Source organism: Bittarella massiliensis (ex Durand et al. 2017) (assembly GCF_001486165.1).
Classification (GTDB): domain Bacteria; phylum Bacillota; class Clostridia; order Oscillospirales; family Ruminococcaceae; genus Bittarella; species Bittarella massiliensis.
This window is the reverse complement of the sequence record NZ_LN908974.1, coordinates 72511-84915: the sequence shown is the minus strand read 5'-3', so window position 1 is coordinate 84915 and position 12405 is coordinate 72511. Positions and strand designations below refer to the sequence as shown.

Annotated in this window: 9 protein-coding genes, 3 tRNA genes and 2 rRNA genes; 10 read left to right on the top strand and 4 right to left on the bottom strand. The window is 56.5% G+C overall.

What is annotated here, in order from left to right:
• From BN3266_RS00425 to BN3266_RS00405, 4 genes are all read left to right on the top strand, one after another.
• Window positions 1–100 (top strand): 23S ribosomal RNA (locus BN3266_RS00425); the annotation flags it as partial.
• A 107-nt stretch (window positions 101–207) separates the two neighbouring features.
• Window positions 208–284 (top strand) — tRNA-Arg (locus BN3266_RS00420).
• Between the two features lie 325 nt (window positions 285–609).
• Window positions 610–726, top strand: a 5S ribosomal RNA gene (gene rrf, locus BN3266_RS00410).
• A 7-nt stretch (window positions 727–733) separates the two neighbouring features.
• Window positions 734–809: transfer RNA gene (locus BN3266_RS00405), tRNA-Asn, on the top strand.
• 305 nt (window positions 810–1114) lie between these two features.
• On the opposite strand, the gene BN3266_RS00400 is transcribed toward BN3266_RS00405, so the two are convergent.
• The gene (locus tag BN3266_RS00400) at window positions 1115–1864 is read right to left on the bottom strand and encodes a class I SAM-dependent methyltransferase (RefSeq protein WP_059002939.1); all 750 of its coding nucleotides are present in this window, start codon (window positions 1862–1864) and stop codon (window positions 1115–1117) included.
• Window positions 1865–2117: 253 nt separating this feature from the next.
• Here BN3266_RS00400 and BN3266_RS00395 point away from each other — a divergent pair, with 253 nt between their 5' ends.
• A complete protein-coding gene (locus tag BN3266_RS00395) occupies window positions 2118–3563 on the top strand; it encodes an MATE family efflux transporter (RefSeq protein ID WP_059002937.1) in 1446 nt (481 codons plus the stop codon).
• Window positions 3564–3683: 120 nt separating this feature from the next.
• Here the strand turns inward: BN3266_RS00395 and BN3266_RS00390 are convergent, their stop codons facing one another.
• Complete coding sequence (locus BN3266_RS00390) at window positions 3684–4679, bottom strand: peptidylprolyl isomerase (RefSeq protein ID WP_059002935.1); 996 nt, start codon at window positions 4677–4679, stop codon at window positions 3684–3686.
• A 394-nt stretch (window positions 4680–5073) separates the two neighbouring features.
• Between BN3266_RS00390 and BN3266_RS00385 the strand changes: the two genes are divergently transcribed.
• The 5 genes from BN3266_RS00385 (at window position 5074) to BN3266_RS00365 (ending at window position 10264) form a co-directional block, all read left to right on the top strand.
• Window positions 5074–5790, top strand: coding sequence for a hypothetical protein (locus tag BN3266_RS00385; protein WP_059002933.1), 717 nt, complete (start codon window positions 5074–5076; stop codon window positions 5788–5790).
• A gap of 241 nt (window positions 5791–6031) precedes the next feature.
• Window positions 6032–6601 (top strand): transcriptional repressor LexA, encoded by a 570-nt coding sequence (lexA, locus tag BN3266_RS00380; protein ID WP_242861691.1) that lies wholly within the window; start codon window positions 6032–6034, stop codon window positions 6599–6601.
• A 1140-nt stretch (window positions 6602–7741) separates the two neighbouring features.
• Entirely contained in the window at window positions 7742–9559 is a 1818-nt protein-coding gene (gene typA / locus BN3266_RS00375; protein ID WP_044992991.1) for a translational GTPase TypA, read from the top strand.
• 163 nt (window positions 9560–9722) lie between these two features.
• Window positions 9723–10145 (top strand): bis(5'-nucleosyl)-tetraphosphatase, encoded by a 423-nt coding sequence (locus BN3266_RS00370; protein WP_059002929.1) that lies wholly within the window; start codon window positions 9723–9725, stop codon window positions 10143–10145.
• A 42-nt stretch (window positions 10146–10187) separates the two neighbouring features.
• Window positions 10188–10264, top strand: a tRNA-Arg gene (locus BN3266_RS00365).
• Between the two features lie 163 nt (window positions 10265–10427).
• On the opposite strand, the gene BN3266_RS13655 is transcribed toward BN3266_RS00365, so the two are convergent.
• Entirely contained in the window at window positions 10428–10973 is a 546-nt protein-coding gene (locus BN3266_RS13655) for a DUF3156 family protein (protein WP_154668907.1), read from the bottom strand.
• Entirely contained in the window at window positions 10957–12405 is a 1449-nt protein-coding gene (locus BN3266_RS00360) for an APC family permease (RefSeq protein WP_059002927.1), read from the bottom strand. Before BN3266_RS00360 ends, BN3266_RS13655 begins: the two co-directional genes overlap by 17 nt.

Genomic DNA, 12405 nt, shown 5'->3' with positions numbered 1-12405 from the left:
TATGTTAGACCCCTTGAAGACTACGAGGTAGATAGGCTGCAGGTGTACGCACGGTGACGTGTTGAGCTGGGCAGTACTAATCGGTCGAGGGCTTGACCTTGTGAAGCGGTTCTCATTCAGTCTATTCTTCTTTATTCAGTTTTCAAGCTGTATTTTTGCAGAAGGAGCCGGGCGGAAGTCCGGCGGGCTGCGAAGCAGTTTGTTTAGGCGCCAATAGCTCAGCTGGATAGAGTGTCTGACTACGAATCAGAAGGTCGGGGGTTCGAGTCCCTCTTGGCGCACCAGAAGGCCGTGCAAACGGCGGCGGTTGTAGAGCGGGTTGACCGGGACTTTTTTCGTATTTCGTGTCGCAAAATCAAAGTCCTTGGGACTTTGAGGAAAATGTCAGAATCAATTGCTCTGCAATTGATTTGGCCCGTTGGTCAAGCGGTTACTACACCGGCCGACCACGCCGGTAACCGCGGTTCGATTCCCCCACGGGTCACCAGGAATAATGACGGCGAAAGTCGTTCATTATATAAAGACAGATGCCGTGCTTTGCGAAAGCAAAGGCAAAGTCCGGTGGACTTTGAGGCAGATGTCAAGGCCACTTGCAGAGCAATTGGCGAAGTCGGTGTTGATGGCGCGTAGGATCCACCCGTTCCCATCCCGAACACGGAAGTTAAGCTACGCAGCGCTGAAGATACTTGGCGGGAAGCTGCCTGGAAAAATAGGGCGATGCCGACACAAATATTCCTCCTTAGCTCAGTTGGTAGAGCATGCGGCTGTTAACCGCAGGGTCGTTGGTTCGAGCCCAACAGGGGGAGCCAAAAGTAGAGCACCCGAGCAGGTGCTCTTTTTTTTGGCCCCAGACCTATCTCCTTCTGTCCAAAAAGGGAAAAGCCCCCGCACTGTCATAACAGTGCGGGGGCTTTTTTGGTGCTGTGCTAATCCGCAGCGCGCCAGTTCAATCTTCTATCTGCCCGCTGTCAGCTTCTCTGTCTTTTGATAGGGGGGCGTGAGGAGCGCCGCTGGACAGTTTTTTTGGAGAGGGTGCCGCCTCACCGCAGTTATGTATAGTGCCGAAAACCCGGCTCAATCCGACCCTTCGCCCCCTCTGTTTATCAGGTACTCTTTACTTTTTGCGGGCCAGGATCAGCAGGAAGCTGGGCTTGTGGTACTCCTTCTCAAAGAAGGGATACTGCGCCACCAACTCGGGAGAGGGAAGGGGCTCTTCCATCCGCTCGATGGTGAGCCCGGCGTTCGTCAGGGCGTTGACGAGCTGTGAAAAGGTGCGGTGGTACTTGACCACTCCGTCCACAAACCAGGTGATTTCTCGCTTCCCCGGGCGGCCGTAGTCGTTTAGAGGGTGGTAGAGGGCCCTTCCATCTTCCCCATATACCCAATAAGGGGCGGTCTCGTCGATGTGACAGGTGCCGATGGGGTGTTCTTGAGAGAAGAGGAAAACGCCGTCAGGCCGCAGACAGTCGGCCACACTCTTTGCCAGGGCGGCGAAATCCTCCACATAGTGGACGGCCAGCGAACTGAGAATTAAGTCAAAGCGCTGTCCCAGCTCTCCGATTTGGCTCATGTCCATCTGCTCAAAGCGAATCCCGCGGCCCCCGTTTTCCCGCTCTGCGGCCGCCAGCATCCGTTGGGAGAGGTCGATCCCCGTCACCGAGTGGGCACCCCGCTGCGCGCAGAGGGCGCAGATCTCCCCAAAGCCGCAGCCCAGGTCCAGTACATCCTTTTCCGCGGGATCCGGCAACAGGGAAAGGAGGGCTGGGTGTTCCAGCAGGACATTGTAGTTGACCGGGTTTTCCCGCAGAGAGCGGTATCCCTCGTAAAAATCGGGGTGGTCATAGATGTTTTGCAGTTTGTCCATAACAGCCTCCTCCGTCTTGGTGTTTAGCCGAACAAAACCAAGTATAGCACAGCGGAAAAGAAAAGGGAAGCAGAAATATCCGATAGGCACAAAAATGAATGTACTAAAAAAGAAAAAATAGTGAATGATTGCGCTTGTCCTTTCTTTCCTGTATACTAAATTCTATCGGGCTTTTGGGGGCGCGGCGCTCCAAAAGCCCGAAGGCGATACCTGTCCGGTCCGTGTGCCGGCCCGACCTGCAAGGAGGATACAGATGCAGCTATTCAAACGGCGGGTGGGCGGAGATCCCTCCGCCCACCCGCCCTATATTCCCGGCGACCTCACCACCGGCCCGCCGGGGAAAACCCTCTTTTTTTTCATGATCCCCATCCTCATCGGCAACATCTTTCAGCAGTGCTACAACCTGGCCGACACCATCATTGTAGGGCAGTTTGTGGGGGCGGGCGCCCTGGCGGCAGTCGGCGGCGCCGGACCCATCTTTTATATGGGCACCATTGTCTCCTCCGGTTTTTCGGTGGGGGTTGCCGTTGTCACCGGCCAGTTTTTCGGCGAAGGCCGCCGCAGAGAAATCAAGGACATCTTTAGCACTTCGGTCCTCTTTACGGTTGTCACCTCCATCCTCATCAGCATTTTGGGGGTCCTTTTTACCCCTGCACTCCTCCGCTTTCTCAACACCCCGGAGGACGTCTTTGCCGACAGCGTCACCTATCTCACCATCATTTTTATCGGCTTTCTCTTCATCTTCCTGGCCAACATCGGCGGCAGCCTTTTCAACGCCCTGGGCGACTCGAAAACGCCCCTCTACTGCATGGCCGCCGGGGGCCTTCTCAACATTGTCCTCAACCTCTGGTTTGTCATTGGCTTTGGCTGGGGGGTCTTTGGCGTGGCCCTGGCCACCGTCATCGGGCAGGTGTTCACCTGCGCCATCGGCTTTCCCCTGCTGATGCGCCGCATCGCCCGCCTGGGCGACGGCCAAACAGGGCTGCGCCACGGGTTCGGCCGCTTTCGGGCCGACCTGCTGGGGTTGATCGTCAAGCTGGGGGCCTCTTCCGCCCTGCAGGGGATTGTTATTTCGGTAAGCATACTGCTCATTCAGGGCATCATCAACAGCTTTGGCAGCCTCTATATGGCAGCCTATACCTCGGCCCAGAAGATCGAGCTCTTCCTCACCCTTCCCATCAATAACCTGCACAACGCCCTCGCCAATTACAGTGCCCAGAACATCGGGGCCAAACGGCTGGACCGGGTCAAGCAGGGGTATCGGGTGAGCATCCTCTGGTCCATGACCTTTTGTGCGGTCATGGCGGTCCTTCTCTTTCTGTTTGGGGGGGATCTCATCGGCATCTTCATCAAGGCTGAGAGCGATGGCGCCGTCATCCAGGTGGGGGCCCAGTACCTGCGGATGCTCTGCATCGCCTACTTCCCCATGTCCTTCATGTTTATGAGTGAAGGGCTGCTGCGGGGGGCGGGCGACGTGCTGGCCGTCTCCTTCATCACCGCTGGGGGGATGCTCTTTCGCATGATCGCAGCGTACAGCTTTGCCTCTCTCCTCGGGTTTTACACGGTGGCGGTGGCCTACTTTTTCAGCTATACTTCCGAGTCCATCCTGGCCTACATCCGGGTCCGCTCCGGCCGCTGGCGGGAAAAGGTCGTCACCGGTGGCGCGTCTCCTGTGGCCGAGGGGAACGATGCCCTCTGACATACCCAAATCTTTAGAAACAGCGGTCAAGACAGAGAAAGCCCCCTGCTCATTGCGAGCAGGGGGCTTTCCCCGGAAAGTATGAAAAAGTGGCGCCAAGTGCCATCTGGTCGGCTGGTCTTAGTGGAGGGTCTCCACCGAGATTTTGTCGTAGTTTTTGTTGTAGGTGACCTCTTGCTTGCTGATTTTCTCCTCCAACAGGTCGTTGAAGAGGGCATCCTTGCAGGCGGTCACCAGGGAGTCGTGGTTTTCGTCGATATAGCTCTGATCGATGGGCAGCTTTTTGATGATGTGATAGCCGTAGGAGGTCTTGACCACGTCGCTGATCTCCCCCTCGGCCAGGGCGAATGAGGCGTCTTCAAACTCCTCCACCATCTCGCCGGGGCCAAAGTAGTAGCCGTCCTCGGTCAGGCCGGGGTCTTCGTTGTACTGGCTCACCAGGGTGGCAAAGTCCTCGCCGCTGCGGGCCCGCTCGAGGATCTCCTGGCTCAGGGCCTCGGCGTTCTCGGTCTCGTTGGTCACCAGGACGTGGCTCACATGGGCGTATCGCTTCTGCAAGAACTCGCTCAGCACCTCGTCGGTGACCTCCATGGTGCCGCCCTCGCCAAAGAGGTGGTTTTCAACCTTCTGTTGCAGGTAGCTGGTCTGCATCAGCTGCAGGTAGAGGTCCTCGGTGAGGTAGGCGGATGTCATCGCCTCCTGGAAGGCCTCTTCCGAGTCGTAGCTCTCTTTGACAGAGGCCAGCTGGCTATCGGCGCTGGTCTTCTCCTCATCGCTGAGGGAGAGGCCGTACTCGTCAGCCAGGGCACGGATGGCGCGGTTGGACTGCAGCGCCTTGAGCACGTAGTCGGAGAGCTGGGCCTTGACCTCGTCCTGCCCTTCCCAGGCGGTGTCGTCGCCGTTATCATAGCCGTATTTCATGTTGAGGAAGTAGTAGCGGTACTCGTCCATCGAGACCTTGTCCCCGTCGATGGTCATGACCACCGGCATGGAGACGCCTTTGCCGTCCACCACGAGAGGGGAGTTTTTGGCCCCGCAGCCGGTCAGGGCGGCGAGGGTCAGTAGAGAGGCGGTGCCGATGGCGGCGACGCGCTGAAAACGCTGGGAAAGATGCATATAGCTTCTCCTTTTCTCTGTGGTTGGGCACATCTTTAGCTTACCCAACCAATGTGTAGACTGTGTGAAAAGTGTGAAAATCCTTTGCGAAATGAGCGGCGGTGCGGGGAAAAGACAGATAAACCCCGAGTAATATCCAATCCAGTGGAATTCTGGCGGATGAATTTTCCACAGCTGTGGAATTCGATGTTGAAAACCCCAACATCATGGGAATTGTCGCTGCGCAAAATGCGAAAGTTTTCCACACCCAGTGCGCAATTGCAAGAGAACAAAGTTTTTGGTATACTATTTGTAAATATCGCACCAAGGCCACCGGCTTTTTGACCGGGGGAAAGGACTTTTCATGACGCATCACAAATCATCCAACCAATCACGGCGATCTGCCCTCGCCCCAGTGCTGCTTGTGCTGTTGGGCCTTTTGGCGCTGTCTCTGCCCGCTCGGGCAGCCGACGCCCTCTACCGCTTCACCCACAACGGGCAGGACCTGTTGGCGGTGGGAACGGTCACCTCGGTGGGGGAGGGGAGCATCACCTTCTCCATCAGCGAGATCCTCAAGAGCTCCTCTTCCATCGGTGGCGGGAGCAGCCCCTTGCCCTCCAGCGAAGTCCGCCGCGAAATCAAGGTGGAGCGGGGCGAGGCCCTGCGGGACCTGCAGCCGGGGGACGCGGCCGTCCTCTCTTTGAAAAAGAAGATGTGGGGCAGTTTTGCCCTGGACAACGGGGCGTACCGGCTGGACGGCACCGCCCTGCCGGTACAGGCCTCCACCCTTGCGGGGGAGGAGAACGCCGAGACGGCGGCGGTGACCTTCTTTGTCAACTCCCGCGGGGTCTTCTGCGAGTTTGCCTTTGAGGGGGACGACGGGCGGGTCGCCCTGACCTACAAGGGACAGGACTACCTCATCTACGACCGGGCGGCCGGGGGGATACAAAACCCGCAGATACCGGGTACCCCCAGCCGTCTGCCCACCGAGCCCAAAGGGGATGACTGGTTTGCCAACTGGCAGTCCCCGGCCGTTCTCGTCGGCATTCTGGCGGTGGTGGCCGGCGGGGCGATCACCCTGCGCATCCTCTTTAAAAAGAGAAAGGGCCGGCACACCATCTATCTCAAATAGCGGCGGCCGCTGGGCGGAAAGCGAAAAAATGCCGCCAACCTTGCGGGCGGCGGCATTCAAAAGCCTGAGGGGTGCTTTTGAGGAGGATAGTGCAGTCCTAAAAACATTTGCGGCATTGTCTTTAGGCTTGCTCTTATTATAGCCCCGAAGCCCAATTTGTTGTGAATGATATGTAAATAAAAGGTGAAAAAACCTGAGCAATCATTTGAATTTTAGAGAGAGGGTGAGAGCCGTGGAAAAGGTGGAGCGAAAAAAAAGGGAGCTGCTGGAGTTCCTGCACCGCCAGGTGGGGGAGGGCATCCCCCCCTCGGTGCGGGAAATCTGTGCGGCCATGGGCTTTAAGTCGACCTGCACCGCCCACAAGTACCTGAAGATGCTCGAGGAGGACGGCGAGATCGAGGTGGTCCACGGCTCCAACCGGGGCATCCGCATCACCGGGCGGCGCACCGCCGCCATCCCCCTGCTCGGCACGGTGGCGGCGGGCACCCCCATTTTGGCCCAACAAAATATTGAGGACTACATTGTCAGCGACCTGCGGGGGGAGGGGCTCTTCGCCCTGCGGGTCAAGGGCGACAGCATGATCGGCGCCGGCATCTTTGAGGGGGACATCATCCTGGTGCAGCAGACGCCTGAGGCCCGCGACGGCGAGATCGTGGTGGCCCTGATCGAGGACGAGGCCACCGTCAAGCGCTTTTACCGAGAGCCGGACGGCCGCGTTCGCCTGCAGCCCGAAAATGACCGCCTGTCCCCCATCTACCCCGACACCGTGGCCATTCTGGGCCGGGTGGTGCGGCTCATCCGCAACTACTAAAAAGTCGACAGTTCAGAGGCTGTCCCAGGTTGTTTCTGGGGCGGCCTCTGTATTTTTGGTGTCGCCTGTCCCTTTTCCACAGGCCTTTTCCGCCGCCCCTGTACACCGAATCATACCGCCTTCTTGCACTTCATGTGCTTAGCTGAGGGGGAGAATGGCCCCCTTATCCTGTTCTTCTGGCCGTCCCGTGCCGGCAGTGGGAAAAGCGCCCTTGTTCCAGCGGGTTTTGGCCGCGGGCAATTGCGGGGGAGAAAGGAAATATCTTTTCCAATTGCTCTTGTTGGCTGCCAGGAGGAGGTTCCAGACGGAATGGGGAGAAGTTACGCTGCCCTCTACATTTAGGGTGGCCGTACCTCCTATCTTTGCACGGGCTTTTCCTCTGCGCGCCACCCACCTCCACGTGCCCCGCAGCAAAGAAGGGATGTCCCCTTTTTTCTGTCGCTTCGACCGTCCCATGCCGATAGCGAGGAAAGCGCTCTTTTCTTGGAAAGTTCTGGTCGCAGATGATCATGAGGAAAGAAGGTATCTGCCCCGCCACTCTCGCCGATTGCTAGGGCCGAAAAGCCAGATTTTCATTGAGAGGGGGAAGCCGCACTCTCTACATTTGGGAGGGTGGCTCCCTCTTTTTTCGCGATTTTTTTGCTTCTACATGCTGCTCATACCGCTGTCTCACACTCCGCTGTGAGGAGGGAATGCCCTCTCGGCCCTATGCCGACAGCGGGTAAAAGCCCTTATTTCGGTGGGCTTTGGTCGCGGACAATCGCGGAGGAGGGAAGTATCTTATCCATCCTATCACCCCCCAGCGGCTGTCAGAAGGAGGGGTATCCTCCTAGTTGAGATGGGGAAAAGCCGCCCCGCCCTCTGCATTTTTGGGGGCCGTATCTGCCCACAAAAAGACGATATGGTCGACTGCGGGCAAAAGGGGGAAAACAAAGACTAGATTTGGCGCTTGCGATGAATTTTTTGACTATTTTTTGTGAGATATTTTTGCTTTTTTAGGCGCAGCGGTGTATAATAAGACAGTTAAAGGGCTTGTACAGCCGGACGAGGGGACATCGCGCTTCCGCCGGCTGCTTTTCCTGCCGCGGGCAGCGAGCCAAAACCGTTTGAAAGCCAGCCATTCTTGGGGAGGAACACAGTTTGACTAGAAACGATTTGAGAAATATTGCCATTATCGCCCACGTCGATCACGGCAAGACCACCTTGGTAGATGAGATGCTCAAACAGGGCGGCATCTTCCGCGAAAACCAGGTGGTGCGCGACCGGGTGATGGATTCCGGCGCCCTGGAGCGGGAGCGCGGCATCACCATTCTCTCCAAAAACACCTCGCTCTTTTACAACGGGGTCAAGATCAACATCATCGACACTCCGGGCCACGCCGACTTTGGTGGCGAGGTGGAGCGGGTCTTGCAGATGGTGGACGGCGTGCTGCTGCTGGTAGACGCCTTCGAGGGCCCCATGCCCCAGACCCGGTTCGTGCTGGAGCGGGCGCTGGCCCTGGGCCACACCATCATCGTGGTGGTCAACAAGGTCGACCGCCCCGACGCCCGCCCCGAGGAGATCGAGGACGAGGTGCTGGAACTGCTCCTGGATCTGGACGCCAGCGAGGAACAGCTGCAGAGCACCTTTGTCTACTGCTCCGGCCGAGAGGGGACCGCTTCGCTGGATTACAGCGATCTGGGGGACAACCTGATCCCCCTCTTCAACGAAATCATCGAAAAGGTGCCCGCCCCCAAGGGCGATTCCGAGCTGCCGATGCAGATGCTGGTCAGCTCCATCGACTACAACGAGTACGTGGGCCGCATTGCCATCGGCCGCATCAAGCAGGGCACCATCAAACAGGGGCAGGAGGTGGTGGTCACCAATTACCACGGCGACCAGACCCCCCGCCGGGGCAAGGTGGTCAACCTCTACCAAATCGACGGCCTGACCCGCGACGCGGTGGACAGCGCCCAGTTCGGCGACATCGTCTGTGTCTCCGGGGTGGAGAACATCACCATTGGCGACACCATCTGCGCCCCCGACGCGCCGGAGCCGCTGCCCTTTGTCAAGATTTCCGAGCCCACCATCGAGATGACCTTCTCGGTCAACGACAGCCCCTTTGCCGGGAGAGAGGGCAAATACGTCACCTCCCGCCAGCTGCGCGACCGGCTCTTCAAAGAGCTGCTCAAGGACGTCTCCCTGCGGGTGAGCGAGACCGACACCACCGAGAGCTTCAATGTAGCCGGGCGGGGCGAAATGCACCTCTCCATCCTCATTGAGACCATGCGCCGGGAGGGGTATGAGCTGCAGGTCAGCACCCCCCGCGTCCTCTTCCACGAGGAGAACGGCAAGCGGATGGAGCCCGTGGAGCGGGTGACCATCGACGTGCCGGAGGAGTGCGTGGGCAGCGTGATGGAGAAGATGGGCACCCGCAAGGGTCAGCTGGTGGAGATGCACCCCACCGGCAACCGGATGCGGCTGGAGTTCCTGATCCCCTCCCGCGGCCTCTTCGGTTACCGCAGTGAGTTCCTGACCGACACCAAGGGCGAGGGCATCCTCAACACCATCTTCGAGGGGTATGAGGAGTACAAGGGCGAGATCCCCACCCGCCAGGTGGGCAGTCTGGTGGCCTACGAGACCGGGACCGCCGTCACCTACGGCCTCTTCAATGCCCAGGAGAGGGGCACCCTTTTCATCCCCGCCCAGACAGAGGTGTACGAGGGGATGATCATCGGCTCCAATCCCAAGGCCGAGGACCTGGTGGTCAACGTCTGCAAGACCAAGCACCTGACCAACACCCGCGCCTCCGGCTCCGACGACTCGCTGCGGCTGACCCCGCCCCGGGTGATGAGCCTGGAGGAGTCGCTGGAGTTCATCTCCGACGACGAACTGGTGGAAGTCACCCCCGAGTCGATCCGCCTGCGCAAGAAGATCTTGAACAATCAGCAGCGGGCCAAGATTACCCACCGCAAATAAGAGAGCGAGCGATTATCTGCTCCGGCGCACAGAAAATCCTGTGCGCCGGAGCTTTTTCTTGCCCAAAAGGGAGAAATTTTGCTGCTTGCGTCCCTTTTAGAAGTGTCGTCTTGCCAAGCAGAGGGCTTTTCTGTATGATAGAGAAAGGAAAGGGGAGATCGGTTTGCGTCGGGAAAAATCGTGTGGCGGGGTGGTGTACACCAAGGAGGGCGGCCAGCTTCGCTTCCTGCTGATTCGGCATAAAAAGGGCGGCCATTGGGCCTTTCCCAAGGGGCACATGGAGGCCGGCGAGAGCGAGCGGCAGACGGCCCGCCGGGAGATTTTGGAGGAGACCGGCGTGCAGGTGAAGATGCAGGGCAAGTTCCGGGAGAGCGTGGCCTATGACATCGGCACCATCATCCACAAGACGGTGGTCTACTTCCTCTGCGAGATCGTGGGGGAACCCGAGATCACCATCCAGGAAGAGGAGATCTCCGACTACGCGTTTTTCGGGCCGGACGAGGTGCCGGGGCACCTGACCTACTCCAACGACAAGCACACCTTTGCCAAGGCCTTGCGATATATAAAATCTCGCAATTTGGCTTGACAACGGTCGGCAGCCGGTGTATTATATATAAGCACGTTACAAGCGCCAATAGCTCAGCTGGATAGAGTGTCTGACTACGAATCAGAAGGTCGGGGGTTCGAGTCCCTCTTGGCGCACCAGAAGTGTGAGGAAAGCCTGTTGTCCTTGACAACAGGCTTTCTTTTTATTGTAATGAAACTACGGCATTGACTTTACAGTACCTCCTCAATCTATGTAAAATATAGAGGCATACTTTTTTGCCAATATAAAAGTACCGGGATCCATTTGTGGATCCCGGTACTTTTACGCTGTAAAACCGGCTTGCCGAAGGGTGGCGAGAACCAGCTGTAAAATTTGAAAAATTGCTACCAACTCTTGTTGTGTTGGCTTGATGAAATAAGTCAGAGGAGGCAAAAGCAACTGTACAATTGACCCGACCATAGGGGAAAGTTCCAAAGTGATTTCTTCAGGAGATATTTTGACATTTAGCTGCCGAAGGTCAACTGCCTTTAAAATATCTGTCAATAAAAGGTTGGTGTTGAGCAGATGCAAGAGGGAAGAGTCTTCATATTGGGCGCTGGAGAACTGATTGTTTTTATCTAGGACAATTTCCGACGACAGCAAGGACGCCGACGGAAATTTACACCGGTACAGGAGATCATAGTTTTTGCTCCAAAATCGATTACAGCAGCAAAAGAAATATTGGGTAGAGAGCAACGGCGAATGGTGTCGAACTGATATTTGGCCACTGAGGGTTTGGGGAGAAGCAGTAACAGAAATATCGGGGATCTCTTGTAGCAACTCGGTCAGACAGCCAAACTTTTCTATAACTTTAGGCGAGTGTTTCATGTTCTTTGCACCATTGGTCTACCGCTTCATCCCAAACAGGAAGGTATTCAGAGCGCTCCCGAATATCGGATACGGTATCGCGAATCTTTGTGGCATGCCACAAATCGATTTTTTTAAATTTGCCCCATATCAAGCAGTACAGTGCAATCGCTGCCATGCAGAGGGATGCTTGAAACCAGTAGTCGCGAAGGGTATAGATGGCATATACAACGCCGAGGAGCCCAATTGACATGGTAACTTTGGCACAGGGGGCCTTCCATAACCGGGGGAAGTCAGGGTATTTCTTTCTGAGAACCAAAACATCTATCATTGCAATGGCATAGGAGACCATCCAGGTGATGCTGGCAGTGTTGATTAGCCCTTGAACGACACTGGCATCTGCTCCGTTAAAGGTGATGTAGACAATTGTGATGAGAATCATGCCTGCAGTAAAGATGACCCCATAGACCGGTGTGCGAAATCTGCGATTGATTTTCCCAAAGAAAGAAGGAACCAATCGTTCGCGGGCGAGGCCGTAGAGCATTCGAGGAAGGGAGGCAAGGTAGGCGTTGGCCGTTGTAAAGGAAGCCAAGATGGTGAGCACGGTCATGGCGATATAACCGATATTGCCCATCATGGCGTGGGCCGCCATCGTCTGGGGAATGGCAGAGGTGCGCAGCACCTCCACGTCAGTATATCGAACTGCGGCAACGGCAAACAGGGAATCAATGAGATAGATGGTGATCAGCCCAATAATCAAAGCATAGGGGATGTTTTTGTATGGCTTCTTATTCTCTTCAGCCATAGGACAGGCAAATTCGAACCCGATAAAGAACCAGATGGCAGTTCCAGTGGCATTTAAGACGGTCCCCCACCCGCCTTCAGGGAGAAATCCAGTCAATTGGTTCACGGGTGTCGCGCCAAAGGACTCGCCAATGTGAAGGTTTCCTGCAATTGACAGAGCGGTGAATACGAGCATCATGGCGATGGTGACGATGGCTTCGATCTTTCCATAAAAGTCCACATTGACAATGTTAATGACAATTACAATGCCAAACAAAAGAGCGGTTACAACCCACTGCGGAACGCCACATAACGACTCCAAAGAGAGCCCGCCCATCACCAGCTGGGTGCCGCCGTCAGCAGCAATCAAAATGAGATAGCCGCTCAATAGGGCAAAGGTTGCCCAGAACCGACCGAGAGCCGGTAGGGTGTAGTCAGAGATCATACCGCCACCAGGCAGCATAGCGGATAGCTCACCAAAGGCAAAAGCGGTCATCATCATCGGAACCAAAGCGATGAGAGCGGAAATACAGGTGGCATATCCTGTCGTGCCGGCTACATTTCCCACAGAGAACATAGCTGTCCCAGAGACGACAAGGCCAACGGCAGCTCCATATGCAGGCGCAAATCCCAACACTCTCTTCAATCGCACGGGAGGTTTGTTTGACAT